The sequence below is a fragment of the Phycisphaerales bacterium genome, from assembly GCA_020852515.1.
Taxonomy (GTDB): Bacteria; Planctomycetota; Phycisphaerae; order Phycisphaerales; family UBA5793; genus UBA5793.
In genome coordinates, this window is record JADZAS010000013.1 from 336,475 (window position 1) to 362,878 (window position 26,404).

The window sequence follows — 26,404 nt, forward strand, 5'->3', positions numbered from 1 at the left end:
GGATGCGTGATCGATGGCGAATCGATCGACCGGTCATGGATACCGCGCTGTCGGCTGGACCCTTGCGCTGGCCGTTCTCACCCTGTGGAGTTGCGGCACACCCGAGGAACGCTACCGAACCCTGAGCATCTTCTTTGACGACGTGCCGATGCCCGAGTCGATGCGGCCCACCATCGACGAGCCCGGCGGCGACCGCGTCGCCATCTCCGTCATCACCCACGCCCCCTTCGCCAACGAACAGTGCAGCGACTGCCACGGCGAAGTCGGCAAATTCACCATGTCGCTCGAAGGCTACTCCGGCGTCACCTCCAACGTCTGCCTCAAGTGCCACGAGGGCAAGTCTACTGAGCATCCGATCATGCACGGCCCGGTTGCCGCCGGCGAGTGCCTCGCCTGCCACGAGCCGCACGAATCGCGCTACCCGCACCTGCTCAAGCGCGCCAGCCCGACGCTGTGCCTCGAATGCCACGTCGGGGCTGAGGTCCAGGCCGGCGGCGCGCCCGAGCACGCCGACCTCGCCGTGGACTGCCTCAACTGCCACTCGGGCCACGGGAGCGAACTGCCCTATTTCCTTCGCATACCACTCGCGCCCGAGGCGCCCCCGGCGGATCAGCCCGCCGAAGAAGTGACGCCCGGCGGCGCGGCGGATGAATCCGGGGCCGGCTCATGAAGTCGCGCGGCGCCCAGCATCGCGCCGGCGCCGCGGCCACGGCTGCTGCGGCCGCCTTTGGCGTCGCCGCCGCCGCTCTCGCGCAGGATCCCGCCCCTCCCGAAGAAGGCGGGCCCATCGTCGTCGGCGAACGCCAAGAGCAGTTGGACTCATTCGTCATCCAGCGCTTCCGCACCGCGCTCGAATTCCTCTATCGCTACCGCACCGACGAGCGCAAGCGGCCCGGCGAGCCGACGACGCGCGAGACCGAAGAGATCATCCGACCCAGTGTCGAGTTCTCCACCGACGCCTACATCGTCCACCCCAACTTCATTCAACTCTCCTTCACCGGCGGCCTGCAACTTGACCACACCACGCTCGACAGCACCACGCTCAATCTCAACGAAGACACCACCACCCTCGACACCAACTACGACTTCCGCGCCTTCATCCTCGGCGAGTCGTCGCTTCCGGTCACGCTCTACTCCCGCCGCTCGCAGACGAACATCGACCGTCTCTTCGGCCCCTCGCTCGACTCCACGCTGACCGAGCACGGCGGCATCGCGCAGTTCGTCAACGATCGCGCTCCGACCACGATCCAGTTGTTCCACCGCGATCAGCAGCAGACCGATGCGGGCGGTCAGACGGACTTCGGCGTCGTGCAGGACACCTTCGACGTCCACAGCAACATCCGCGTCGCTGACCGCCAGTCTTTGAGCCTCGACTACACGCTCGACTCCATCCGGCAGTCCGGTGCCGGCCGCCGCGCCCAGGACTTCATCCGCCACGACGCCACCGCCCTGCACGTGCTCGACTTCGGCGACCGCGACAGCCTCCGCTCGCAACTCCGCCTGTTCGACCAGAGCGGCGACTCGCAACTGCGGCGCATCAGCCTGGACGAATCGCTGCGGCTCTATCACAGCGAAACGCTCCAGACCCGCTACGACCTCTTCTACGAGAACCAGTCGCGCGCCGATTCCAACCAGGACTTCCTGCGCGGCAACTTCAACGTCCGCCACCGCCTCTTTGGCAGCCTCGTCACCAGCGCCAACATCGGCGCCTCCACCCTCAACACCGATGGCTTCACCAGCAACGAGTACTACGGCGACGTGACTTTCGACTACACGAAGAAAGTGCCCTATGGCATCTTCACCGCCTCGGCCAGCGTCAGCGAAAACATCCGCGATAACGGGCCGCGCGGCACGCCGCTGCGCATCTTTGACGAATCGCGCACCTTCAACGACCCCGCCCCCATCACCATCGCCAGGCAGAACATCCTGCCCGGATCCATCGTCATCACCGACATCAGCGGCCTCACCTTCTACGACGAAGGGCTCGACTACACCCTGATGGTGTTCTTCGACCGCGTCGAGATCCGCCGCGTGGTCGGCGGCAGCATTGTCGATGGCCAGACCGTACTCATCGACTACACCATCGGCCCCGAGTCGGCCAACACCATCACCACCACCGGCCTGGGCTTCAGCGCCCGCTACAGCATCAACGACGGCTTTCTCAATGGCCTGGGCCTGTACATGCGCTACCTGCAGCGCGATGCGAGCATCGACAGCCCGCGGCCGAGCGAGTTCATCCTCGACGACTCGCGCGACCTCATCTTCGGCGCCGACTACATCACCGGTCCGCTTTCGCTCAATGCTGAGTACGAGACCTACGACAGCGTCGTCTCCCCGTTTGACGCCACGCGCTTCGAGGCCCGGTACGTGCACACGCTGGGCCGGTTCTCCTCGCTGAGCCTGCTGGGCAGTTACCAGATGATCGACTACCCGTCGCTCGACAACCACGTCGATCTCGCCACGGTCACCGCGTCGTGGAACCAGCAGTTGACAAACCAGTTGCGCCTCAACGCTCAACTGGTCTGGCGCGATGAACGCGACGATCTCCAGGGACACACCCAGGGCTTCGAGCAGCGAATAAACTTGAACTGGCGCTACCGCCAGACGGAGATCTATGTCTCCGGACGCAACTCGATCTTCGATTCCTCAGCGGAAGAGCGGCTGGCGCAGAGCGTCGAAGTCGGCTTCCGCAGGACCTTCTGAGGGCCACATGCCAGCAACGCTGCGCGGCTCCAACCCGATCGCTCTCTGCACCGCACGCGCCCTGTCCGCTGCCGCTCTGCTCGCCGCGCTGCTGCTGGTGCCGATGGGCTGCGCCAAGCCGGCGGGCGAACTCTTCCCGCCGCTGGCCGCGCCGCTAAGTTGGCCCAACCCGCCCGACGAGCCGCGCATCCACTACGTCGGCCAGATCGCCACCACCGCCGATCTCAAGGCCGCCAAACCCTTCGGCGAAGCGCTGCGCGAGCTCTTCGCCGGCAAGCAGCCGATCCTCGGCATCGTCAGCCCCATGGCCGTTGAGTTCGACGATCAGCAGCGCCTCTACGTGGCCGACACGGCTGCGCGCGTCGTGCACGTCTTCGATCTCGACAAGCGCAAGTACGAACAGTGGATGCCCCCGGCGCCCGACACCTTCATCACCCCCGTCGGCCTCGCGCGCGCCGGCGATGGCCGCCTCTTCGTGGCCGACTCGTCCACGGGCGTGGTCTGGCTGTTCGACTCGACCGGCCGGAGCATCGGCATGTGGGGGCTGGGCCATCTCATCCGCCCCTGCGGCCTGTCGTTCGACGAAGCCGGCCAGCGCCTCTTTGTCGCCGACGCCGGCGCGCATCGCATCGCCATCTTCGGCCCCGGCGGCGAACTGCTGTCCACGCTCGGCTCGCGCGGCACGGCGCCCGGCTCGTTCAACTTCCCCACCGACGTGGTTATCGATCATCAGGGCCGGCTCTACGTTTCCGACTCACTCAACTGCCGCATCCAGCAGTTCGGCTCCGATCTCATGCCGCGACGGCAGATCGGCAGCCGGGGCGACCTGCCCGGCTACTTCTCGCGCCCCAAGGGCATCGCCGTGGACAGCGCCGACCACCTCTATGTCGTCGACGCCCAGTTTGAGGCGGTGCAGGTCTATTCGAGCGAGGGGCAGCTCCTCATGGCCTTCGGGCGCGAAGGGCGCGGCCCGGGCGAGTTTTGGCTGCCCGCGGGCATGTGCATCGACGACAGCGACCGGCTGTGGATCGCCGACACGTACAATCGCAGGGTGCAGGTCTTCGACTACCGCCCGCCGGCGCCCACCAGCGACACCGGCCCCAACCCCGGCCCAAGCCCTGCGCCCAAGGGAGTGACGCCATGAACAGATCCGTTCACACTCTCAGTATCTGTTTGAACGCCGCCGGGGTGCCGTGGTCGAAGCGACGCTCTGGGAGCGCCGGCCACGCGAGCACTCTCATCGCGCTCGCATTCATCTTCATCGCCGCATCAGCCGCGACGGCGCAGCAGCAGAGCGTCGTCGATTCCGTGCACAACCTTTCCGCCAGCGGGCCCGGCGAAGTTCGCGCCGCGGCGGAGGAGCAGGTGTGCATCTTCTGCCACACGCCCCACCACGCCTCGCCGATCGTGCCGCTCTGGAACCGTTCGATGCCGCTGGACGCCTACACGCCCTACACCAGCCGCGCGCTCGACGCCGAGCCCGGCCAGCCGACCGGCGATTCAAAAATGTGCCTGTCGTGCCACGACGGCACGATCGCGCTGGGCGCGGTGCTCTCGCGCCCCAACCCGATCGTCATGCGCAGCGGCATCACCGTCATGCCGCCGGGCGGCTCCAATCTCGGCACCGATCTCTCCGACGATCATCCCGTCTCGTTCCGCTACACCTCGGCCCTGGCGGCGCAGGATCAGCATCTCCGCCTGCCGGCCAACCTGCCGCCGGAGGTGCGCCTCGACGCGAACCAGGAGATGCAGTGCACAACGTGCCACGATCCGCACAACAACGCGCTGGGCGATTTCCTCGTGATGCACAACGAGGATTCAAACCTGTGCCGCGCGTGCCACCAGATCGACTCGACTGACATCCTCGGCCACAGCAACTGCAGCGCCTGCCATACGCCCCACACCGCCGCCAGCGGGCCGTACCTCCTGCGCGGCACGAACATCACCGAATCATGCATGGATTGCCACGACGGCACCGTCCCTGACGCGCCCAACATCAGCCCCGACCTGCACAAGATCAGCGTGCACGACACCAACCGCGACATCGACCCGAGCGAGCCGATTCCCTTTGACGTCACCTGCACCGACTGCCACGAGCCGCACACGATGAAGCACGGCAGCGCATCGGCCCCGCAGGCGCCGCTCAACTTCGGCGACGCCAGCGGCGTCACGCTCACCGGCGCCATCATCCCCGTCGCCCAGTTCGAGTATGAAGTCTGCTTCAAGTGCCACGCCGACCGCAGCGCCGTGCCGCCCGTGGTTACGCGCCAGGTGATGACGGACAATCTGCGTTACAAGTTTGACTTCACCGCCGTGTCCTATCACCCCGTCGCCGCGACCGGCCGCAACAACGACGTGCCGAGCCTGCGGCCGCAGTGGACCACGGCGAGCATGATCTACTGCTATGACTGCCACAACTCCGACGCGGGCGTCCGCAGCGGCGGCGGCGGGCCCGACGGCGTGCACGGCTCGAGCCACGCGCCCCTGCTCGCGCGCCAGTATTCGATGATCGACTACACGAGCGAGAGCGCGACGAGTTACGCGCTGTGCTACCACTGTCATGAACGCAACAGCATCCTTGGCGACGAGTCGTTCCCGACGCACCGCAAGCACATCGTCGATGAGCGCACCACCTGTTCGACCTGCCACGATGCGCACGGCATCTCCTCGCACGGCAGCACGATCAACAACAGCAACCTCATCAACTTCGACCTGTCGATCGTCTTCCCCGACCCGTCCTCAGGGCGCCTCGAGTTCATCGACCAGGGCCGCTTCGCCGGCCAGTGCTTCCTCAGCTGCCACGGCGAAAACCACTCGCCACGCGCGTATGGGGATTGATGCCCAATCGGAGCAACGATGCACCACGCCGCGGTGCCGTGGTCAAGCGAAGCGCGGTGCCGTGGTCAAGCGAGGCTCCGCGAGCGCAGGCCACGCGATGGCGCAAACGGTGAGCGAATTACGCAGAAGTTCGTATGTGCTGAAGCGTGGCCCGCCCGTCGCAGCCTTCGATCAGACTCAGGCCAGGAAGCCGACCTCTGGACCACGGCACCCGCATCACTGGATGTGCACGGCCGGCGGCCACCCGCCCGCGCTCAATCCGACCGGATGTACACCTTGCGCCTCGAGCGGACGCTCGAGCCGCCGCCGCCCATCGAGCCGAGATCGACGAGCACGGCGATCACGATCAGCACGATCCACAAGCCCGTGATCGAATGACCGGGCGCCGAGTGCCATGCCAGCGCATACGCCAGCGTCGTGAACGGCAGGAACAGGAACCCCAGAAACGCCCAGAGGTCGTTCTTGTACGCCGGGCCCAGCCAGTCCGAAAAGATCACGATGAGCACGATGGCCACGCGCGGGGCGAAGATGGCGATGAGTCCTGCGAGACAGGGCATGCACAACGCTACGACCGATGCGGGCGGCAGGCTACAGGATTTGACCTGCATCGGCGACGGCAAAGCGCCTTGAGCCCCGCCGCCGCGCCTACTGTCGGCGGTCGTGCTTGGCTGGCTGAGCCCATCTTCGCTCCACCCGATGGCGCGCCGCAACTACCGCCCCGAGCTGCTGGCCGTGTGCACCTGGCCGGTCACCGCGGCGATGTTCGAAGGCGCTGTCACCGGCATTCTCGCCAAGAAGGCCTTCGACGACACGCCCGACTGGATCATCGCCACCCTCGCCGCAGCCCCGGCGTTCTGCAACATGTCGAGCCTCATCTGGGCCCGCCTGGCCAACGGCCGCCGCACGCTGCACAACCTGCTCATGCTGCAACTGGGTGTGGTGGCGCTGGTTGCGTGCATCGCCCTGCTGCCGCGCACCGAAGCGGGCCTCTACCTCTTCACCTTACTGGCCGTGGGGGCCCGGCTGCTCATGACCGGCGTGATTACGCTGCGCGCCGTGCTCTGGCGCGCCAACTACCGCCGCCACGAGCGCGGCGCCATCACCGGCCGGCTCATTCTCATCCAGACCATGCTCGTCTCGCTCACGGCGCTGCTGCTGGGCGCGGTGATGGACATCGACCGAGACAGTTTCCACTTCGTCTATGGTGCCGCGGTCTTCTTCGGCCTCGCGGGCGTGTGGTTCTTTTCGCGGCTGCGCCTGCGGCACCCGTTTCTCATCCGCCCGAGCCTGGCGCCGCGCGAGCATCCGCCCGGCGGGGCCCTGGCCGGCCTGCTCGCCGAGTGGGGCGGCACGCTCAACGAGATGATCGTCATCATGCGCAGCGACGCCGCCTACCGCGGCTTCATGGTCTGCATGTTCATCCTGGGCATCTCCAATCTCGCCCTGGACGGCCCGCTCATCAAGGTCGTCGATGAGCAGTTTCACCTTTCTTACCTGGGCTCGCTGCTGCTGCTCAACTCCCTGCCCCTGGCGCTCATGCCGGTGTTCATTCCCATCTGGTCGCGCCTTCTGGGCCGCTGCCACATCATCCGCTATCGCGCGATCCACGGCTGGACGTTCGTCATCGCCCAGTTCCTCGTCTTCGCGGCGGTGATGAACGACTCGATCGCCCTGCTCACCGCCGGCCTGGCGGTGCGCGGCGTGGGCGTGGCCGGCGGCGAACTTGCCTGGAACCTCGGCCACAACGACTTCGCCTCCAGCGAGCGCGCCAGCACCTACATGACCATCCACGTCACGCTCACCGGCGTCCGCGGGCTTATCAGCGGCTACGTGGGCATGTGGCTTTATGCCGGATTCCCGACGACACACGGCGTCGTCCCGCTGCTCGGGGAATACGCTTTCCTCTTCTGGGCCATCATCTGCACGCTGGGCGCGCTGGGCTTTGTCTATCTCAATTTCCGCCTGGCGCACCTCACGCGCCGCGGCCCGCAGGAGCAGCGTTGATGCAGCACATCCTCGGCCACAACCGCGCCATCGAGACGCTCCAGGCCGCGCTCCAGGCCGGGCGCCTGCACCACGCGTGGATCTTCCACGGCCCGCCGGGCGTGGGCAAGCGCACGACGGCCGAGGCGCTGGCCGCGATCCTGCTCGACCCCGACGCCGCGCCCAATCTCGCCGGCGTGATCGAGGCCGACCCGCAGAGCCGCACGGCGCGCCTCATCGCCGCCGGCACGCATCCTGATCTCCACGTGGTCCATCGCGGCCTGTCGTCGTACGTGAGCGACGCGCGCACCCGCCGCGGCAAGCAGACGAACATCCCCGCCGAAGTGGTGCGCGAGTTCATCGTCGATCCCGCAGCGCGCTCGGGCCACAACAGCGCCTCGCGCGCTTCAAAGGTGTTCATCGTTGACGAAGCTGAGCTGCTCGACGACAACGGCCAGAACATCCTGCTCAAGACGCTCGAAGAGCCCCCACCGGGCACGGTGCTCATTCTCATCACCGCGCACGAAGATGAACTGCTGCCCACCATCCGCAGCCGCTGCCAGCGCGTGGCGTTCGGCCCGCTCGATGACGACGCGATGGGCAAGTGGATCGCCGCCGCGGGTTTCGATCTCCCGGCAACGCAGCTGCGCTGGCTGGTGCACTTCGCGCAGGGCTCGCCCGGTCTGGCGACGCAGGCCGTGCGGCACGGCCTGTTCGAGTGGCACGAGACGCTGGCGCCGATGATCCGCGATCTGCAGGTGGGCGCATATGCGGCGGAAATGGGCTCGACGATCGCCAGACTCATCGACGCCCACGCCACCGCCAGGCAGAAGGAGAACCCCAACGCCAGCAAGGAGTCAGGCAACCGCGAAGCAGCCGACTTCGTCTTCATTCTCCTGTCGCGCGAGATCGGGGCTCTGCTGGGCGCGGCGATCGCGGCGGGCGGCGACGTGGAGCCTCACCTGAGCGCCATCGAATTGGTCCACGAAGCCGAGCGCCAGCTCGACTCGCACCTCAATCTGACGCAGGTCTTTGAAAACCTCGTGATCCAGTGGGCGAACCTGTTCGACAAGGCGGCCACGTGAGCGCGGCCCGGCCGGCTTTAGCCCTGCACGCTGATGGACAGGCCGGCGACGCGATCCTCAGCCGGTTCGCGCGGGCTCGATGGCCGCTGTCCTGAAGCCGCGGCCTTCAGCCCGGCTCGCTCCTCGCGCAACTTCTCCATCGCCATGACCCACGTCTCGCGCTCGTAGTCGAGGAGCTTGATGACCTCGTCGACAATGTCGGCGTCGCGCTGCGAACTGGCTTCCATGAGCCGGCGGTACATGTAGGTGTACAGGGCCGCCAGGCGCCGGCACAGGTCCGGCGCGATCTCCGGCCGCAGCGCGTTGATCAACTCCATCAGGATGTCCTGGCACTGGTGAATGCCCTGGTAGCTCTTCTCGAAATTGCGCTCGCGCAGGCCGTCGGCCCCCTGCCGAGCGAAGCGCAGGGCGCCTTCGAGCAGCATGAGCCGCAATTCCTCGGGCGTGGCCGAAAAGACGCGCTGGCGGAGATAGGCGTTGGCCTGGTCGTTCATAGATCTCATCAGATCGGCCGGCAGGCCGCTCCACGTTCATCTTGCCGCCAACGTCCGCATAAGGCGTCCGCGCGAGGTTATGCCACCGGGCGAATCGCCCCAAGCGCCGACTGCTGCTGCTGGAGCGACGCCAGGGCCGTCTCCATCGCGGCAAACTGCCGCGTAAGTTGCTCCCGCCGCGCTTCGAGCCGCACGTCGAACGCTTCGATCCGCTTCTTCTGAATCTCGATGAGCGTGTCGTAGTTCTTGCGCACGACGGTCATGGTGCCGTCGATCGAGTCCGTCATGTCCTTGACGAGCTCGTTGAGCCGCTCCACCACGCCCAGCGATTCGAAGATCGGCTCGGATGACTCATACGAGATCCCGTTGCCCAGGTCGATCGACTGATCGTCGGCCAGTTTGCGCGCCGCAAAGACATTCGCCACGGCGTCCGGATCGGAGGTCAGCGCCTCGCGCAGCGTCTCTTCGTTGAGCACGAGTTTGCCGCCCGTGCCGACGTTGATGCCGATCTGCGCCAGGTTCTGGTACGAAGTATCCACCCCCAGCGCGCTGCCCTGCACCGTGCGGTACAACTGCGCCTCGATGCTCGCGATCGTCGAGTTGCCCAGCAGCACGCCCCGTTCTTCGGTTTCGGAGTCGTAACTGCCGAGGTCGTTGATGCGCGTAATCACCGCGTTGAACGAGGTGATCCACGATTTGACCGTCTCGATCTGCTTGGTCGTGTCCTCGGTGATCGTGAGCGTCACCGGCGTCTCGCTTGGCGACTTCAGGTCGATCTTCACGCCCGTCACGACATTGTCGAGCGTGTTGGTCGTGCTCGTGACGAGCACCGCCCGCGCCGGATCAGTCGAGCCGAAGAACACCACGGCGTCCTGGGCCTCATTCAGTTCCGTCAGCCCAAGGTCCACGCCCCCCGTGTCGATGATGAGATCGCCCGCCGTGCCCGAGATCTTGCTCGTGAGCGACAGGTAATACGGCTTCTCGCCAGTGCCGTTGTTGATCAGCGACGCCGACACGTTGAAGCCGGCGTTGTTTAGTTTCGTAATCAGATCATCAAGCGTGTCCGTCGCCTCGAGTTCGAGCGTCTGTTCGTACGAGCCGTTGATGAAGTTGTTGTCCGTGACGTCCTCGGCGCTGCCGAGGATGTTGAGATCCTTGGCGGTCGAGCCCGTGACGCTCTCGACCTTGATCGGTGCAAACGGGTTGTCTGAGGTGCTCTCGATGAGCAGGCCGTCGCCCGTGTCGTTTACGCGCGCGTTGATCGCCAGGCCCTTGGAGTTGATTTCGGCGATGATGTCCTGGAGCGTCTTGGAGTCGGAGCCGATGTCGATGACGGCGTCCTCGCCCTCCCCGTCGGTGATTCGGAACGATCCTTTGCCGATGCCCCGGCCGTAGTTCATGTTGGTCAGCAGCGTCGAGCCGGCGACATACTGCAGTTGGAGGTTCGTGCCCCGCACGGTGTCGCTCGCCACGCCGGCCGGATCGGTTTCGATGCCCAGCGCCGCGGCCGCGTCGCCCCCGACAATGAAATTGCTCCCCCCGCCGACCGTGTCCGTGAGGAGCAGCCCGTTGCCGGCGGAGTTGAGCGAAGCGGTAACGTTGAGCGTCGCCGAGGCGTTGATGGCGTCGATGATGTCGCTCATCGACGAATTCGGATCGAGCGTGATCGTGTCGAAATTGCCCGCCCGGTCGGTGATCTCCAGCGTCGTGCCGCCGCCCAGGCCGCTGCCGCCGTTGAGGCTCCGCGTGAGCACCGAGTTCAACCCGGCCTTGATCTGATCGCCGCCGATGACCGTCGGCGTGCCCGGATCGGCCGACTTGAAGATGCCCAGGTCGATCGCGCCCTGCGTCGCCCCGGCCGTGCCGGCGAGCACCTGGAACGTCGAGCCGCCCGTGGTGCTGTCTGTCAGTTCGATGCTCAACCCGTCGGCGCTGATGTCCAGCGTCACCGCGCCGCTTGTCTGCGACTCGATGCGGTCCTTGACGCCCTGCAGCGTGGTTACGGCCTCGAGCGTGTCCTCGCCCGAGGTGATCTTGCCGAGCTTGATCTCGTAGATCGTGCCGTCCGCCGTCTGGATGTTGAAATCCGTCAGGTCGATGCCGGAGTTGATCAGCACGCCGTTGCCGTCGTTGAGCGTGGCCAGGCGGGTGTTGAGGCCGATGGAGTTGATCTGCGTGCCGACGATCTCGCCCACGGCCGTGCCGGCGATGCCCAGCGACGTGGCGGTCGTGTAGCCGGTGGCATCTTCAATCTTCAGCGAGCCGCCGCCGCCGGCGTTGTCGGTGACCGTAAGGCCTGTGCCGTCGCTGCTGATCTTCGCGGTGACATTCACCGTCTCGTCGGCATTGATCGCATCGAGCACATCCTGCATCGTCACCACGCGCGAGAGGTCGATGGTCGAGACGGCGCCCGACGAGTCGGTGATCTTGATCTTGCCGCGACTGACGCCGTTGCCGTTGTTCAGCCCCGCCAGGGCCGTATCCGTTTCGAGCCGACCCTTGCCGTATTCGAACGACAGGTCGGTCATATTCAGAGGCGTCGCGTCGCGATCAGCAAAGCCCGCGGAGAGATACTGGTTGGTCGAGACGAGTTGATCCACGAGGAACGTGTACGTTCCAGCCTGAGCCGAAGCCGTCGCGGTGCCCTTGAGCACGGATTCATTGCTGCTGGTGGCGGACTTGAGGTCGAAGGTCTTGTCCTTGCCGAACTTGGCGGATGCGGACTGCAGCGCCAGCAGCAGGCTGTTGAGACCCAGAAACGCCGACTGCTCCGCCTGCAACTGGGCCTGGCGGTTGAGGGCCAGCACCTTGGGGCGCGATTCAACGGCGAGCAACTGCTCGATGAGCGAGCCGGTGTCGATGCCGCTGATGAGTCCGACGCTGGTGGAAATGCCGGTCATGTCCCGTCTCCCGGAGAATCGAGCCGCCCCTGCCCGCCGACTGCAGGCGCGCAGTGGCGGCGAGGCGCGTGCGCTCAGTCAGCAATCGAGGTGCCGGTCTCCGTGATTATCGACCCGGGGCCCAACCGCCCTTCAGCCTCATCCACGAAGCGCAGGCCTTGCGCCATTCGGCAAGATCGACCCGTCGAGGCGGCGCCTTTAAGGATGGACCCCGCGCTGCGCCATAATCGGACCGCTCCCCCCAATCCCGCAAGCCTTGCCTTACCTGACCTGCCCTAAAGGCCGATCTTCCAGCCATGACCGTGGCTTCGCAGAGCACGCGCTCCGACCGCGTCGAGGTGATCCTGCAGCAGTTGCACACGCTGCCGACCCTCTCAGCCATCGCTATGCGCCTGCTCTCGCTCACGTCCGACGACGAAAGCGAAGTCGGCGACATCGTCAAGATCATCGAATCCGACCCGTCGATCACCGCCAAGGTGCTCAGCCTCTGCCGGCGTTCCGAAACGGGCCTGGGGGCGCGCATCACGACGGTGGACCGGGCCGTGGTCATGCTCGGCTTCGAGGCGATCCGCAACGCAGTGCTCTCCGTCGAGATCTACAACCTGTTCGAAAGCACGCGTTCGGCTCCGCAGCGCGGCCTGGACCTCGACGACATGGCGCCGGGCAGGCCGTTCGACAGCGCCGGCTTCTGGATGCACAGCATCGCCGTGGCCGTCGCCGCCGAACTGCTCGCCAAGAGGCGCGGCCTCGAGCCGCGCATCGCGCCCGACGAAGCGTTCGTCTGCGGCCTGCTGCACGACCTGGGCAAACTCGCCCTCGAGCGGCTGCTGCCGCGCGGCTACGAGCGCGTCGTCGAACTCACCGAGCAGCGCCAGGGCAACATCGCCGAGATGGAGCGCCGCGTCATCGGCCTCGATCACCACACCACCGGCAAGCGCCTCGCCGAGCAGTGGAACCTGCCGCACATCATACAGGACGTCATGTGGCTGCACGGCCAGCCGGTCGAGTCGCTGCCCGTCCTGCCCCACGAAGGCATGATCGCCCTCGTCACCCTCGCCGACCACCTCGTGCGCAAGCAGCACCTGGGCTTCTCGGGCAATCACGTCTTCGCCGACGACCTGGCCACGCTGTGCAAGCACGTCGGCGTAACGCAGAAGGACGTGGCGGAAGTCGGCAGCGCCGTGCACGTCGAGACCGCGGCCCGCTGCGAGATCCTCGGCCTCTCCGAGACGCCGCCTGAAGGGCTCTTCCTCGCCTCCATCGCCCGCGCCAATCACGCGCTGGGCCGCATCAACGAAGCGCTCGAACATCGCTCGCAGTCGGCTCATCGCAGCGAGCAGGTGATGCGCGGCATCATCGACTTCCATCAGCAGGCCACGCCCGGCCAGTCCATCGTCGCGGTGTGCGGCAACGTCGTCGCCTCGGCCTCCAAGGAGTTCGGCCGCGGCTTCTACGCCATGCTCTACGCCTCGGCGCGCTCGGACGCATGGCAGATCGGCCAGTTCTCCTGCGACGGCCGCCTGCTTCGCGCCCAGACCATCGAAGCGCCCGCAGCCGGTCTCGATCTCGACACGCTCTCGGACGAACTGCAGGTGTCGGTCGGGATGATGGGCCTGCTGCCGGCGCTGAGCGAATCAATCGGCGACGCGTCTGACATCCGCAACGTGCGCCTCCTGCCGCTGCGCAGCGCCTGGGGCGTGTCGGCGGTGCTGCTGCACGACCGCCCGGTGCGCGAGATGGGCCTCTCGCGCACGCAGATGCTGGCGCTGTGCGAGACGTGGGCCAGCGCCATCGCCGCCGCCCGCCAGCACGAAGGCGCCCGCCAGCTGGGCGAACAACTGGCTGAGTCCAACCGCATCCTCACCGAGACGCAGGCCAAACTCGCGCGAAGCCAGGCGCTGGCGTCGCTGGGCGAAATGGCCGCCGGCGCCGCCCACGAGATGAACAACCCGCTGTGCGTCATCTCCGGCCGCTCGCAGGTGCTGGCGAGCCAGTTGGAGAACCCGCGCGACCGCCGCATGGCCGAGCAGATCGCCGAGCAGGCCCAGCGCCTCAGCGACCTCATCACCAGTCTGCACCTGTTCACCGAGCCGCCGCGGCCCGAGCCTGCCCGGGTCGCGATCAGCGAACTCGTCAGCCGGGCCGTCAAGGCCGCGCAGGAGCGCGTCGGCAAGCGCGCGCCGATCTCGGTGCGCCTGGCGTCGGACCTGCCCGACGCGTACCTCGACGCCGACCAGGTGAGCAGCGCGCTGGTCGAACTCATCGTCAACGCCAGCGAGGCGCAACCCAAGCATTTCGTGGATGTGCAGGTGCTCATCGAGCCGCGCAGCCAGCGGCTGAACATTATCGTCAAGGATGACGGCCAGGGCATGAGCGCCCACACCCTCAACCACGCGTTCGATCCGTTCTTCTCCGTCAAGCCGGCCGGCCGCCAGCCCGGACTCGGGCTCTCGCGTGCTCAGCGGCTCATCGCGGCCAACAGCGGGTCGATCGAATTCGAATCGCAACCCGAAGTCGGCACGACAGCGCGGATCGTGCTCAAGTCGTGGCAGGTTCCCGACGACGAGCAGACTCCCGCTCCGCGCCCCGGCGCGCTGCGGCCGGAGGAGACGCAAGCGGCATGAGCGGCATTCGCATCCAACTGAGCATCACACTCGGCCAAGGCTCGCTTCCGCGCGGCCCGGCCCGGAGACTCACGCCGTGAAAAAGGCTCGCAGCAAACCCATGCAGGTCGATTCACCGGCGCAGCCGCCGGCCGCGCCAGTCGCGTCCGGGCGCGTGCTGGTCATCGACGCGGACACCACCACCGCTGCGGCAGCGCAGCGCGCCGTTGCCGGGTCAAACGTGCTCATCGCTTCGGCTGCAAGTCTCGCCGAAGCCGCCCAGCGCCCTGACCTTGGCGTCTGCGACGCCGTGATCCTTGCGGCGCGCACGGTCGCCGACATCGAAGACACCGCCTTTCGCCTGCGCGAGGCCCGTGCCACCGCCAGCCTCGTCGTGCTCTGCGCCGCGAGCGACTTTCAGCTCGCCGTGCACGCCATGCGCCACGGCGCGGTCGATTGTCTCACCATGCCGCTCGACGAGACCGACCTCCGCGTGCGGCTCTTCGACGCCATCGCCCGCTACCAGCGGCAGCGCCAGCAGCAGGAGCGCTTCGACCAGCTCAAGCGCATCTGCAAGCGCATGAACACCACGCGCATCGACGTCACGAACCAGGTCGATTCACTCTGCAACGACCTCGTGCACGCCTACCAGGAACTCACGGACCAGATCTCCAACGTCACGGCCGTGACCGAGTTCGCCGCCGTCATCCGCCAGGAACTCGACGTCGAGGAACTGCTCCGCACCACGCTCGAATACCTGCTGCGCAAACTCGGCCCGACCAACGCCGCCGTGTTCCTGCCCGCCGCGGGCGACGACTTCACCCTCGGCGCCTACATCAACTACGACTGCTCGAAGGACACGGGCAACTTCCTGCTCGAACACCTCGCCGACGTCATCACGCCGCTCATGCTCGAAGAGCGCGAACTGCTCGAGTTCATCGACAACGTCTCGCTGACCGACTGGATGGGAGACGACGCGGCGTTTCTCGTCGATTCGCACCTGCTCACCTTCGGCTGCCAGCACGACGGCGAGTGCATCGCCATCTTCTTGCTCTGGCGCGATGTGAACGCGCCGTTCGCCCCCGACCTCGTCAAGATGCTCCGCTCGCTCTCGGCGGTGTTCACGCGGCAACTGGCCCACGTCATCCACGTCCATCACCGCCACCTGCCCGATGATGACTGGCCGCCGCACGAAACTGGCGACGAAGGCGGATTGGCCGCGTAAAACGCAGCGCCCACGCACCGCGCTCACCTCGCCAGGCGCCCCTTGAGCGTCAGCGTGCGCGACTCTTCGATGAGCACGGGCACGATCTGGCCGACCAGCGAAGCCGCCCGCTCGCGCGGCACGTCAAACACGGTGATGAGATCGCCATCCGTGCGGCCGCTGAGTTGCACTGTGGGCGACTCGTGCCACTCCACCGGCGGCGCGGCCGTGCAGCAGCCTGTTGAACAGTCGCCGTCATCATCCGCCAGCGCGTGGCCGTTGAGCGTCAGCCCGACCGTACCCCGCGCGCCGGCCAGCACCGGCTCGCGCCGCGCCTGCACCGTGGACATGCCCTCGACGAACACATCCAGCGTGCGGCCGATCTGGGCCGTGTGGATGGCGTGCGAGATCGCGCCCTGCACCTGCAGCAGCGCGTTGTTGCGCTGCCGCTTGACCTCGTCGGGCACGTCGTCGGGCAGGCGGTCGTAGGCCGGCGTACCGGGGCGCGGCGAATACTTGAACACAAAGCAGTTCTTGAACCGCGCCCAGCGCATCAGATCCGCCGTCGCTTCAAAGTCCTCTTCCGTCTCGCCGGGGAAGCCGACGATCACGTCGCTGGCGATCATCGCGTCGGGAAGGTACGCGCGAATCCGCTCGATGAAGTCGCGATACTCCTCCACGCTGTAGCCGCGATTCATCGCTTCGAGGATACGGTTCGAGCCCGACTGAACCGGCACGTGGATGTAGCGGCAGATGCGCGGGCAGTCGCGAATGGTCTCGAGCACATCATTGCCGAAATCGCGCGGATAACTCGTCACGAACCGCAGCCGCCGCAGTTGCGGCACTTCATCGTGGATGCGACGCAGCAGGTCGGCAAATGTCGTGACGCGATGGCCCGTGAGCGGGTCGCGGTCGTGCCCGCCGGTGAACGATCGCCCCTTCTGCGATTGCACGACGCCGTCAACGACCACCGCTGCATCGTGCTCGAATCGATAGTGATTCACCGTCTGACCCAGCAGCGTGATCTCGACCACGCCGCGCTCCACCAGGGCGCGGCATTCATCGACGATGTGATCCGGCGGGCGGTGCATCTCGGCCCCGCGCGTGAAGGGCACGACGCAGTAGGTGCAGAACTTGTTGCAGCCGCGCGTGATGCGAACGTAAGCGCTGCGGCCGGCCGAACGCTGGTCCTGCGGCGCGAAACTGCGCGAAAGATCGAGCAGTTCGAGTTGATCCTCGGCCGCGGCCAGCGTGCCTGAGCGCCGCGAGGTGCTTCCCTGCAGCGCGATGGCCGGCTCGCTCGTCGTGCTCGCGTTGCGCAGCAGCAGCGGCAGCTTGTCGAGTTCGCCCGGGCCGCAGAGCAGATCGACGTGCGGAAACTTGCGCAGCATGTCGCGCCCGTCGCGCTCGGCCATGCAGCCCAGCACGCCCAGCAGCAGATCCGGCTGCCTCTTCTTGCGGCTCTTCATCAGCCCGAGGCGCGACCACACCTTCTGCTCCGCCTGCTCGCGCACCGAGCACGTGTTGTACAGGATCACCCCGGCCTCATCCGCATCCGGCGTGAACCGATATCCCAGCGCGCGCAGCTGCGTCGTGACCAGCTCCGAGTCCAGCTCATTCATCTGGCACCCGAAGGTCTCGAGATACACGAGTTTGCCGACGTCCGCGGACATGTCGCAAATGATAGGGTCGCGCCCATAGAAATGATGGGCGCGCGGCTTTTCTGCCCGGAGGCTCGCTCGGGCATCCGCCGCGAGGCTGAGTCTTCCTTCATCCTCCCCGCGTATCATGCCTCCAATGGCACGCGAGCGCATGGTGACTTCGGAACGGCTCGACTCGGAAGAGGAGCGGCTCAACTGGTCGCTGCGCCCCACCGTCCTCGACGACTACATCGGCCAGCCTCAACTCGTGCAGCGCCTGCGCATCGCCATCCAGGCCGCCAAGCAGCGCGGCGAGCCGCTCGAACACATCCTCCTCCACGGCCCGCCGGGGCTCGGCAAAACCACGCTCGCGCATGTCATCGGTCACGAGATGGGCGGCCAGGTCCACCTCACCTCCGGCCCCGCGCTCACGCGAGCCGGCGACCTCGTCGGTCCGCTCACCAAGCTCAAGCGCGGCGACATCCTCTTTGTCGACGAGATCCACCGCCTGCCCGCCGCTGTCGAGGAGTACATCTATCCGGCGATGGAAGACTTCCGCATCGACGTCTCCGTCGATTCGGGCATGCACGCGCGGTCGATCACGCTCAACGTCGAGCCCTTCTGCCTCATCGGCGCCACGACGCGCGCCGGGCTCGTGTCCGGCCCGCTGCGCAGCCGCTTTGGCATGACGCACCACCTCGACTTCTACAGCGATGAAGACCTGCACACGATCGCGCGGCGTTCGGCCCGCCTGCTCGAAATGCACTGCGACAGCGACGCCACGCTCGCGCTGCCCGCGCGGCGCAGCCGCGGCACGCCGCGCATCGTCAACCGCCTGCTTCGCCGCATCCGCGACTACGCGCAGGTGCACAACGACGGTCTGGTGAACGCGGAGATCGTCGCCGAGGCGCTCACGCTCGAAGGCATCGACGCGTGCGGGCTCGACCCGCTCGATCGCAAGTACCTCAAGGTGCTCGGCAGCACGTTCCAGGGCGGCCCGGCAGGCATCGACGCCATCGCCGCCACCATGAGCGAAGAGTCCGACACGCTCGAAGAAGTCGTTGAACCCTACCTGCTGCAGTGCGGCTATCTCACGCGCACCCGCCGCGGCCGCCAACTCACCCAGCAGGGCGCGGCCCACGTCGGCGTCACAATCGCCGCCCCCGCCGCCGACGCTCCACTCTTTGAGGGGTAGATTGAACCCGCTTAAGGCTCCGCGAAGGGGAGCGCGCCTTGCCCGCCAGTCACCGCTTTGCCACCGTTACCTTTACGAGCTTGTCTTCGCTGCACAGCACGCCGCCGGGCGCGCCGTCGATGACGTCCTGGATCGTCATCGCCTTGAGCCGGCGCTCCATCTCCGCCATGATGTTGTCCATCTCGCTGTGCAGCGGGCACAGGTGCTTCTGGTGGTCCGAGCGGTCGAGCGGGCACGCGCGGATGCGCGGCAGCGGATCGATCGCGTTAACCACTTCCAGCAGCGTCATCTCCCTCGGATCGCACACGAGGCGGAACCCGCCGCCGCGGCCGCGCCGGCCGCTCACGAGTTTCGCCCGGCCCAGCGCCTGCAGCACTTTCACCGCGTAATCCGCCGGGACTTTCGTCTCGCGCGCCACGTCCACGGCGGTCAGCACGCCGCCGTCGCGGTCCGCGGCCTCGGCCAGCACGATGATGATGCGCAAGGCGTACTCGGCTGTGGTGGACATCATGAGGCGGATCTCTCCTGCTGCCGCGCCATTCAGAGGCACTGAAACCGATCAGCGGTTGGCCAGCTCAAACTTCTTCATGAACTCGACGAGTTTGGCGCACGCCTCGGGAGGCAGCGCGTTGTAGGTGCTCGCGCGCATGCCGCCCACCGAGCGGTGCCCCTTGAGCCCGTCAAAGCCCGCCGCTTTCGCCTCGGCGATGAACTTCTCCTCCAGCGCCTCGCTGGGCGCCCGGAAGCAGATGTTCATGAGCGAGCGGCTGTCAGGCTGCGCGGTGCCTCTGAAGAAGTCGCTGTTGTCGATGCAGTCGTAGATGACCTTCGCCTTGGCTTCGTTGCGCTCGGCCATGGCCTTGAGCCCGCCGATCTGCTTGATCCACTTGAACGACTGCCCCATCACGTAGATGCCGAAGGTGTTGGGCGTGTTGTAAAGCGAGTTGTTCTCGGCGTGCGTGCTGTACTTGAGCATCGTCGGAATGTCATCGCGCACGCTCTTGAGCATGTCATCGCGGATGATCACGAGCACCGCGCCCGACGGGCCCAGGTTCTTCTGCGCGCCCGCGTAGATCAGCGCGTACTTCGACACGTCAATCGGCCGCGAAAAGATATCGCTGCTCGCGTCGCAGATCAGCGGCGCGCCCGGCGGCACATCCGGCTCGCTCTTCCACTCCGTACCGAAGATCGTGTTGTTGGAGGTGATGTGCACGTACGCCGGACGGGCCGAGTAGTGGATGTCGGCCGCGGCGGGAATGCGGTCGAAGTTGGTCGGCTTGCTCGACGCGGCGACGTGCGCGTTGCCGAACAGCTTGGCCTCTTCGACCGCCTTCTTCGACCACGTGCCGGTCAGGATGTAGTCCGCCGTGGCGTGCTTGCCCAGCAGGTTCATCGGCACCATCGCAAACTGCAGCGACGCCCCGCCCTGAAGGAACAGCACCTTGTACTTGCTCGGAATGCCCGCGATCTCGCGGCAATCGGCCTCGGCCTCCTCGATCACCTTCGTGAACGCCTTGCCGCGGTGGCTGTGCTCGATCAGCCCGACGCCCGAGCCCGCCAGGTTCCACAGGTCCTTTTGCGTCTGCTTGAGCACCTCTTCGGGAAGAACCGCCGGACCCGCGCTGAAGTTGTAGATTCGATCGCTCATGACTCACCAATCCTTCGTTCGAAAGCCGCCCGCCGCGCCGCCCGCTCAGCCCTTGGCGATCGGCCGGAGGGTGACGCTGATGATGTTCTCGTTGCCCGTGCGGATGCGCTGCAGCGTGGTCTCGTTCGGGCACCCGACGAGGTGCACGCGCGCGCAGGTCGCTTCGCCGCCGTGGTAGTTGATGTTCTCGACCTCTTCGACGTTGATCGATTCATCCGCGATGGCCCGGAACACATGCGAGAGCACGCCGGGCCGGTTGCGGTGCCGCACCGAGAGCACGTGCGTGGCCGGGCTGGCCGCGTGGAGGTTCACGCAGTTGTGCACGTCATGCTCGGCGATGAAGCAACTCATGATGCGAATGACTTCGTGCGCGATGGCGATCTGCGCCTGGTCGGTCGAAGCGCCGATGTGGTGCGTGCCGTACACGCCGTGGTGCTGGGCCAGTTCGCTCCAGAACTCGCCGGTCGGGCTGCCCGGCTCGCCGCGATAGACATCCAGGCCGCAGCGCAGGCCCTTCTTCTCGATCGCGGCCAGCAGTGCCTGCTCGTCGACCACCTTGCCGCGCGAGGTGTTAATGAGATACGCGCCCGGCTTCATGGCGTCGAGGAACTCGGCGCTGACGAGGTTTTCCGTTTCGCCAGTGGCCGCGACGTTGATCGACACCACGTCGCCCAGCCGCGCGACGTCCATGGGTGTGGCGCAATATCCGATGCCCAGCGACTCGGCCTCCTCCGTCGTCAGGTTGCGCGACCACGCGACGACCTTCATGCCGAACGCCTGGGCCCGCTTCATGATCTCCCGGCCGATCTGACCGAGGCCGACGATGCCCAGCGTGCGCCCGTGCAGCCCGCGCGCCTTGCCGTATTCCTTCTTGTTCCACTTGCCCGCGCGCAGGTCCGCCGTCTGATCGGGGATGCGGCGATCGCACGAGCAGATCAGCCCCATGACCAATTCGGCCACGGCGATCGAGTTCTTGCCCGGGCAGTTCGCCACGAACACGCCCATGCTCGAGGCGGTCTTCACGTCAATGCTGTCGTAGCCCGCCCCGGCCCGGATGATCAGCCCCAGCCGCGTGCCCGCCTTGATTGCTTCGCCCGAGACCTTCTTGCCGCGCACGATGAGCACATCCGGCTCGATCTCGCTCATCAGCGCCGGCAGATCTTCAGCTGGCACGTCGGGGTTGTGAATGACCTCGCAGCCGAGTTCTTTCAGCCCGTCGACGCCGACTTTCTCGAACTTCTCCGCTATGAGCACCTTCATGGTTCACCCCGCCTCGCAAAACTGGCCAGCCGCATCCTCTTCTCTGCTCAGTCGAGTGTATGCACGAGCAATCCGCTGCGGAGTTTGGGCTCGAACCACGTGCTCTTGGGTGGCATGATCTTCCCCGCGTCCGCGACCGCCATCAACTGCTCCATCGTCGTCGGGAACATCGAAAACGCGATCGCCATCTCCCCGCTGTTGACGCGCCGCTGCAGTTCCACCGTGCCGCGAATGCCGCCGACGAAGTCGATGCGCTTGTCGGTGCGGATGTCGCCGATGCCCAGGATCGGTTCAAGGATGCGCGACTCCAGCAGCGCTACATCGAGCGAGTTGATCGGGTCGCTCCGGTCGATGCTCTTCTCGTCAATCTCAACGAGGTGCCATTCGTGGTCAAGGTAGACGCAGAATGACCCGGGAACCGGCGGCGTCGATTTGTCCGTCGCGCTCACGCGCCCCACGCCGCGCAACTTCTCCAGCACCTCGGCCGGCGTCTGCCCGTTGAGATCCTGCACAACGCGGTTGTACGCCATGATGCGCACCTCCGAGGCCGGGAAGAGCACGGCCAGGAACCAGTTGTACTCCTCATTGCCCGTGTGCCCGGGGTTTTGCTCGCGCAGAGTCTTGCCCGCCCGCCAGGCGCTGGCGCAGCGGTGGTGCCCGTCGGCCACGTAGACGTGCGGCACCTTTCCAAACGCCTTGACCAGCGCCGCCGCGTCCGGCGCCTTCCAGATCGTGTGCCGCACACCATCCACAGCCGCAAAATCGTAAAGCGCTTCACCCTTCGCTGCCTCGGACATCAGCCGCGCGACCTCCGCCTCGTCCTTGTACGTCAGGAAGACCGGCTCGGCGTTGGCGTTCATCTCCAGCACATGCCGCGTGCGGTCATCTTCCTTGTCGCGCCGCGTCTTCTCGTGCTTCTTGATGAAGTCATGCTCGTAGTCATCGATGTGCACGCAGGCGACGATTCCCGTCTGCGCCTTACCGTCCATCACGAGGCGGTAGATGTAGAGGTCCGGCGCTGTATCCCGCGCGAGCGTTCCCTCCGCCTGAAAGCGATTGAGGTTCTCGAACCCCTTGGCATACGTCGCATCATCATGCGGGTCCATGTCTGCGGGCAGGTCGATGTCCGGCCGGCACACGTGCAGGAAACTGATCGGATTCCCTTCGGCCAGGGCGACCGCTTCCTCGCGGTTCACAACGTCATAGGGCACCGAAGCCACCTTGGCGGCGAGTTCGCGCGTCGGTCGCAAGGCTCGAAAGGGATTGATGCGCATAGCAGGTCTCCGAGAGGACAGAAGCTGGACTCGGGTGAGGGTAAGACCGCTCCCGGCCCCTGCCTAGCCCGCAGCCGGTAGTGCCTTTCCCCGAAAGGGAATGAGGGGTGAATCGCATCGCCGGCTCCAATAAGACGCCCGAACGTGCCAAAGGCGTAAAAACTGGGCGGCTTTCCACCATTTGCACCGCATCGGCCCCATTTATCGTGTATAACCATCCCGGCACAATCCGGGCGCTTCGCCGCCCGCCCCCAGCGATCGGAGTTCCCATGCGCGCAAAGCGAACCTGGTTCCATGCAGCGGCGGCCCTGGCCAGCCTGCTGTCTGCGGCTGTCCTGCCGGTCCTGGGCAATGGCCCCGCCCTTGACGGACCGGACCTCGCGGGCGGGGTGGTCGCTATGCGCGGCGTCTTCTTCGTGCCCAATCAGGGGCAGTGGGCGGATGAGAGCGTGTACTACGCCATGCGCTCGCGAGGCATGGACCTGGCCTTCCGCGAGTCGGCGCTCTCGATGCATCTCGCGCGGCCAATCGAAGATGCGTCGAATGCAAGCCAGGACAACGGCTCTGCGCCACCCCGGTTTGCCTCGCTCCACGATGACCGGCGGCCCTTGCGCGAAAGCCCGGGCGTCGACGACTTTGCCCCGGCAGACGAGCATCTGACCCTCACGGTCAGTTTCCCCGGCAGCAACGCCGTCACACCGCGCGGCGCGCAGCCGCAGGCGGCGAGGTTCAATTACTTTGTCGGCGGAGAAGGGCGCGGCAGCGCAAGCAACGTCCCCTCGTTCGCCTCGGTGGTGTACGAAAACCTCTATGAAGGAATTGACCTGCACGTCAAAGGCAGCGAGCAGGGCGTGCTCAAGTATGAATTTCACTGTGCGCCGGGCGCTGACTGGTCGCAGATATGGATTCACTACGACGGCGTTGATTCGCTGTGCATCGACCACGCTGGCACCCTTTCCATCGAGACGGCGGCCGGCACGCTCGCCGATGGCGCCCCGAACGTCTGGCAGTATGATGAGCGGAGTCGTGATGTTCTGCCGGCGCACTTTGAACTCATCGACGAGACCACCTATCGCATCGCCGTCACGGGACCGGTGGATTCGGCCAGAGAATTGGTCATTGATCCAGACGTGGCGTGGATGCTGTACTTGGGCGGAAGCGGCAGTGTGGATTATGCCTATGCTGCGGCAGTCGACTCAGCGGGCAACACTCTTGTCACCGGCGAGACGGAGTCGCGCGACTTCGAAGGCCGCATAAACGAATCTCATGGATGGGATGCGTTTCTGGCGAAGGTCGATCGATCGGGGGATCTGGTGTGGGTGACGTTTCTGGGAGGGAGGGGTTACGAAAGCGGACGAGCCATCGCCCTGAATGAGCGCGATGATGCATTCATCGCGGGCAATACGAACTCTCTGGACTTTGACGGTCGCACCAATTCCAACCACGCGGTTCACCTCGCAGACGATGGATTCGTCCTTCGCGTCGATGCAGCTGGCGCGCTCCAGTGGATGACCTATATCGGTGGAGGGCTCGCGGACGGCTCAAGCGGCGTCGCGGTTGACGCGAACGGCGATGTGGTCGTCGCGGGCCACACCGGTTCTGACGACGTCGAGGGGAGCCAGAATGCTCCGCATGGGCACAGCGATGCCTATCTAGCAAAAGTTGACGGCACAGGAACACTGCAATGGGTAACTTACTTGGGCGGCAGTGAGGACGACTTTGGTGCCGCGGTCAGGATCGACCGCGATGGGAACGCGGTTTTCACCGGTCAAACCACATCCGACGACTTCGAAGGTCGTATCAACGAGTATCAGGGCGAATACTCGGATGTCTTTGCTGTCAAAGTCAGCCCTTCTGGTGGCGTCCAGTGGATGACTTATCTCGGCGGCACCAAGAACGAGTTCAGCACGGGAATGGCTCTTGACAGTCAGGGCAACATTCTCGTGTCGGGCGCGACCATCTCTGAAGATTTCGAGGGACGCCTCAACGAGCGCAACCGGCGAGGAGCCGCGTTTTTGCTCAAACTTGAGACAAACGGAACACTCATCTGGATGACTTACCTGGGAGGATCGGAGCCCGAGGAAGGGTTAAGTGTCGCCGTTGATTCCTACGACAACGCGTACGTCGTCGGCTGGACATTCTCCCTTGACTTCTTCGGCCAACTGAACCACCTGAACGGCGTGAACGACGCTTACGTCGTCAAAGTTGATTCAACCGGCAGTCCTGAGTGGATGTACTATCTCGGTGGAAGCGATTACGACGTTGCCGTGGCTGTGGCTATTGACATCACCGGCGAAGCACTTGTGGCCGGCCATACTCAATCACTCGATTTTGACGGCCGGCTCAACGAAAAACATGGCGGCCAGCACGACGCCTTCGTCGTGCGCGTCAGTACCACACGGCCACGCCTGTCAGTCACCTCAACCTGCCCCTCCGGCGGACCGATCGGCGTCGAGTGGCGCGATGCGACACCTGACGCCCCTGCGGTTTTGCTTTTCGCGCGCAACTCCGGAGCGTTTTCAATCCCAGAGGGCAACCCCTGCTCTGGAACGGTGCTCGGTCTCGGGACGAATCTCCTGCAAGCCGTCCTGCAGATCAACAGCGATTCTGACGGCTCGCGCACCCTCAACGCCACCGCCGGCCCCGGCGCCTGCGGCGGACACCTCCAACTCCTTGATGTCACAGTCTGCACCCCCAGCAACGTCGTGCGAATCGAGTAACTCGCCCCCCCGGCTGTAAAAAGTGTCCCGCCGCGCTGCCCCTGCGTGCGGACGTACCGGCCACCCGGCACGCGCGCGAACCCCCCGCGCGGAGGCTGCCGCAACGTCGATTGCGCTTTGACTTGCCCTTCAGCCCCCCACCCGCACGCCTGCCGAACCGCCACACCCCACTGGGTCGATCAGACCTTCGCCTACCGCCGCCGCCGCCGGGCTGCTGTACCGTCTCTCATGAATCCTGCTTGATAAGGAGCAGCCCCATGAGCCAGTCCACCTTCAAGTTGTTCGCCATCGTCGGGTCGCTGGTCACCGACCTCGCCGTGCCCGGCCTGCTGTACCACTGGGTCCAGCTCGAGCAGACCGCCGCCGAGCACACCGCTGGCCTCGACATCTCCGCCCAGCTCACCGGCCTCCTGGCCGCCACCGCCCAGCCCACCGACGATCCATTCGCCGCGATCGGCCAGGCCGGGATTGCCGGCGCCCTGGACCTCACCTTCGACGCCTCCTGCCCCTCGGGCGGCTACGCCCGCCTCTCTTGGTCCAACGCCACGCCCGGCGGCGAAGTTGTGCTCATCTACGCCCGCGAAACCGGCAGCTTCCGCATCGCCCGAGGCGGACCCTGCGGCGGCGTCAGCCTCGGCCTCGGCGAACACCTCATCCAGGTCGTCTTCCACGGCGGCGCCGGCGAGACCGGCTCGCGAACCATCAACACCTACACCGGCCCCGGCGCCTGCGGCGGCTACCTCCAACTCCTCGACCTCACCACCTGCCAGACCAGCAACGTTGAGTTGATCGAATAACCACCGGCCCGCTCGAACCGCGCGCTCAATCCACACTCGACCATGCGGCTCACCCGGCCC

Annotated in this window: 19 protein-coding genes; 11 read left to right on the forward strand and 8 right to left on the reverse strand. The window is 65.9% G+C overall.

Translation table 11 applies throughout. The features are described 5' to 3' along the window. Positions 1-13 precede the first annotated feature (13 nt). The 4 genes from IT430_07575 to IT430_07590 are packed head-to-tail and all read left to right on the forward strand — an operon-like array spanning position 14 to position 5,541. Positions 14-670 (forward strand): hypothetical protein, encoded by a 657-nt coding sequence (locus IT430_07575; GenBank protein MCC6907782.1) that lies wholly within the window; start codon positions 14-16, stop codon positions 668-670. After that, a complete protein-coding gene (locus IT430_07580) occupies positions 667-2,703 on the forward strand; it encodes a DUF802 domain-containing protein (GenBank protein ID MCC6907783.1) in 2,037 nt (678 codons plus the stop codon). Before IT430_07575 ends, IT430_07580 begins: the two co-directional genes overlap by 4 nt. A 7-nt stretch (positions 2,704-2,710) precedes the next feature. Next, positions 2,711-3,847, forward strand: a complete 1,137-nt coding sequence (locus tag IT430_07585) for a hypothetical protein (protein MCC6907784.1) — start codon at positions 2,711-2,713, stop codon at positions 3,845-3,847. After that, positions 3,844-5,541, forward strand: a complete 1,698-nt coding sequence (locus tag IT430_07590) for a hypothetical protein (GenBank protein ID MCC6907785.1) — start codon at positions 3,844-3,846, stop codon at positions 5,539-5,541. Before IT430_07585 ends, IT430_07590 begins: the two co-directional genes overlap by 4 nt. A gap of 254 nt (positions 5,542-5,795) precedes the next feature. Here IT430_07590 and IT430_07595 read toward each other — a convergent pair whose 3' ends face one another. Next, positions 5,796-6,098, reverse strand: coding sequence for a hypothetical protein (locus IT430_07595; protein MCC6907786.1), 303 nt, complete (start codon positions 6,096-6,098; stop codon positions 5,796-5,798). 139 nt (positions 6,099-6,237) lie between these two features. Between IT430_07595 and IT430_07600 the strand changes: the two genes are divergently transcribed. Together IT430_07600 and IT430_07605 are read left to right on the forward strand one after the other, a co-directional pair. Beyond that, positions 6,238-7,545, forward strand: a complete 1,308-nt coding sequence (locus tag IT430_07600) for a hypothetical protein (GenBank protein ID MCC6907787.1) — start codon at positions 6,238-6,240, stop codon at positions 7,543-7,545. Next, complete coding sequence (locus IT430_07605) at positions 7,545-8,609, forward strand: DNA polymerase III subunit (GenBank protein MCC6907788.1); 1,065 nt, start codon at positions 7,545-7,547, stop codon at positions 8,607-8,609. The genes IT430_07600 and IT430_07605 overlap by 1 nt, the downstream gene beginning before the upstream one ends. Before the next feature lie 17 nt (positions 8,610-8,626). Here IT430_07605 and fliS read toward each other — a convergent pair whose 3' ends face one another. Further along, positions 8,627-9,103 (reverse strand): flagellar export chaperone FliS, encoded by a 477-nt coding sequence (gene fliS, locus IT430_07610; protein MCC6907789.1) that lies wholly within the window; start codon positions 9,101-9,103, stop codon positions 8,627-8,629. Positions 9,104-9,180: 77 nt separating this feature from the next. After that, a complete protein-coding gene (gene fliD, locus IT430_07615; GenBank protein ID MCC6907790.1) occupies positions 9,181-12,003 on the reverse strand; it encodes a flagellar filament capping protein FliD in 2,823 nt (940 codons plus the stop codon). A gap of 296 nt (positions 12,004-12,299) precedes the next feature. Here fliD and IT430_07620 point away from each other — a divergent pair, with 296 nt between their 5' ends. After that, positions 12,300-14,627 (forward strand): HDOD domain-containing protein, encoded by a 2,328-nt coding sequence (locus tag IT430_07620; protein ID MCC6907791.1) that lies wholly within the window; start codon positions 12,300-12,302, stop codon positions 14,625-14,627. A 76-nt stretch (positions 14,628-14,703) separates the two neighbouring features. Then, a complete protein-coding gene (locus IT430_07625) occupies positions 14,704-15,831 on the forward strand; it encodes a hypothetical protein (protein MCC6907792.1) in 1,128 nt (375 codons plus the stop codon). A gap of 23 nt (positions 15,832-15,854) precedes the next feature. Here IT430_07625 and miaB read toward each other — a convergent pair whose 3' ends face one another. Next, a complete protein-coding gene (gene miaB, locus IT430_07630; GenBank protein ID MCC6907793.1) occupies positions 15,855-17,483 on the reverse strand; it encodes a tRNA (N6-isopentenyl adenosine(37)-C2)-methylthiotransferase MiaB in 1,629 nt (542 codons plus the stop codon). Between the two features lie 115 nt (positions 17,484-17,598). Here miaB and ruvB point away from each other — a divergent pair, with 115 nt between their 5' ends. Continuing rightward, a complete protein-coding gene (gene ruvB, locus IT430_07635; protein MCC6907794.1) occupies positions 17,599-18,645 on the forward strand; it encodes a Holliday junction branch migration DNA helicase RuvB in 1,047 nt (348 codons plus the stop codon). A 49-nt stretch (positions 18,646-18,694) separates the two neighbouring features. On the opposite strand, the gene IT430_07640 is transcribed toward ruvB, so the two are convergent. Genes IT430_07640 through IT430_07655 form a run of 4 tightly spaced genes read right to left on the reverse strand, consistent with a single transcriptional unit; the run spans position 18,695 to position 22,827 of the window. Further along, complete coding sequence (locus IT430_07640) at positions 18,695-19,156, reverse strand: Rrf2 family transcriptional regulator (GenBank protein ID MCC6907795.1); 462 nt, start codon at positions 19,154-19,156, stop codon at positions 18,695-18,697. 48 nt (positions 19,157-19,204) lie between these two features. Then, positions 19,205-20,293 (reverse strand): 3-phosphoserine/phosphohydroxythreonine transaminase, encoded by a 1,089-nt coding sequence (serC, locus tag IT430_07645; GenBank protein MCC6907796.1) that lies wholly within the window; start codon positions 20,291-20,293, stop codon positions 19,205-19,207. Between the two features lie 45 nt (positions 20,294-20,338). Beyond that, on the reverse strand, positions 20,339-21,553 hold the full coding sequence (locus tag IT430_07650) for an ACT domain-containing protein (GenBank protein ID MCC6907797.1): 1,215 nt from the start codon (positions 21,551-21,553) through the stop codon (positions 20,339-20,341). Between the two features lie 47 nt (positions 21,554-21,600). Further along, on the reverse strand, positions 21,601-22,827 hold the full coding sequence (locus IT430_07655) for a DUF1015 domain-containing protein (GenBank protein ID MCC6907798.1): 1,227 nt from the start codon (positions 22,825-22,827) through the stop codon (positions 21,601-21,603). A gap of 269 nt (positions 22,828-23,096) precedes the next feature. On the opposite strand from IT430_07655, the gene IT430_07660 reads away from it, so the two are divergent. Then, positions 23,097-25,547: an SBBP repeat-containing protein gene (locus tag IT430_07660; GenBank protein ID MCC6907799.1), complete on the forward strand. Its 2,451-nt coding sequence runs from the start codon at positions 23,097-23,099 to the stop codon at positions 25,545-25,547. A 257-nt stretch (positions 25,548-25,804) separates the two neighbouring features. Beyond that, positions 25,805-26,344 carry a hypothetical protein gene (locus IT430_07665; GenBank protein ID MCC6907800.1) on the forward strand — a complete coding sequence of 180 codons (540 nt, stop codon included), beginning with the start codon at positions 25,805-25,807 and terminating at the stop codon, positions 26,342-26,344. Positions 26,345-26,404: the final 60 nt, after the last annotated feature.

What these genes read in the sequence shown, in the direction of transcription:
- IT430_07575 (MCC6907782.1), top strand. Translation starts at nt 14, where the DNA reads ATGGCGAATCGATCGACCGGTCATGGATACCGCGCTGTCGGCTGGACC.
- IT430_07580 (MCC6907783.1), top strand. Translation starts at nt 667, where the DNA reads ATGAAGTCGCGCGGCGCCCAGCATCGCGCCGGCGCCGCGGCCACGGCT.
- IT430_07585 (MCC6907784.1), top strand. Translation starts at nt 2,711, where the DNA reads ATGCCAGCAACGCTGCGCGGCTCCAACCCGATCGCTCTCTGCACCGCA.
- IT430_07590 (MCC6907785.1), top strand. Translation starts at nt 3,844, where the DNA reads ATGAACAGATCCGTTCACACTCTCAGTATCTGTTTGAACGCCGCCGGG.
- IT430_07595 (MCC6907786.1), bottom strand. Translation starts at nt 6,098, where the DNA reads ATGCCCTGTCTCGCAGGACTCATCGCCATCTTCGCCCCGCGCGTGGCC.
- IT430_07600 (MCC6907787.1), top strand. Translation starts at nt 6,238, where the DNA reads ATGGCGCGCCGCAACTACCGCCCCGAGCTGCTGGCCGTGTGCACCTGG.
- IT430_07605 (MCC6907788.1), top strand. Translation starts at nt 7,545, where the DNA reads ATGCAGCACATCCTCGGCCACAACCGCGCCATCGAGACGCTCCAGGCC.
- fliS (MCC6907789.1), bottom strand. Translation starts at nt 9,103, where the DNA reads ATGAACGACCAGGCCAACGCCTATCTCCGCCAGCGCGTCTTTTCGGCC.
- fliD (MCC6907790.1), bottom strand. Translation starts at nt 12,003, where the DNA reads ATGACCGGCATTTCCACCAGCGTCGGACTCATCAGCGGCATCGACACC.
- IT430_07620 (MCC6907791.1), top strand. Translation starts at nt 12,300, where the DNA reads ATGACCGTGGCTTCGCAGAGCACGCGCTCCGACCGCGTCGAGGTGATC.
- miaB (MCC6907793.1), bottom strand. Translation starts at nt 17,483, where the DNA reads ATGTCCGCGGACGTCGGCAAACTCGTGTATCTCGAGACCTTCGGGTGC.
- ruvB (MCC6907794.1), top strand. Translation starts at nt 17,599, where the DNA reads ATGCCTCCAATGGCACGCGAGCGCATGGTGACTTCGGAACGGCTCGAC.
- IT430_07640 (MCC6907795.1), bottom strand. Translation starts at nt 19,156, where the DNA reads ATGATGTCCACCACAGCCGAGTACGCCTTGCGCATCATCATCGTGCTG.
- serC (MCC6907796.1), bottom strand. Translation starts at nt 20,293, where the DNA reads ATGAGCGATCGAATCTACAACTTCAGCGCGGGTCCGGCGGTTCTTCCC.
- IT430_07650 (MCC6907797.1), bottom strand. Translation starts at nt 21,553, where the DNA reads ATGAAGGTGCTCATAGCGGAGAAGTTCGAGAAAGTCGGCGTCGACGGG.
- IT430_07655 (MCC6907798.1), bottom strand. Translation starts at nt 22,827, where the DNA reads ATGCGCATCAATCCCTTTCGAGCCTTGCGACCGACGCGCGAACTCGCC.
- IT430_07660 (MCC6907799.1), top strand. Translation starts at nt 23,097, where the DNA reads ATGCGCGCAAAGCGAACCTGGTTCCATGCAGCGGCGGCCCTGGCCAGC.
- IT430_07665 (MCC6907800.1), top strand. Translation starts at nt 25,805, where the DNA reads ATGAGCCAGTCCACCTTCAAGTTGTTCGCCATCGTCGGGTCGCTGGTC.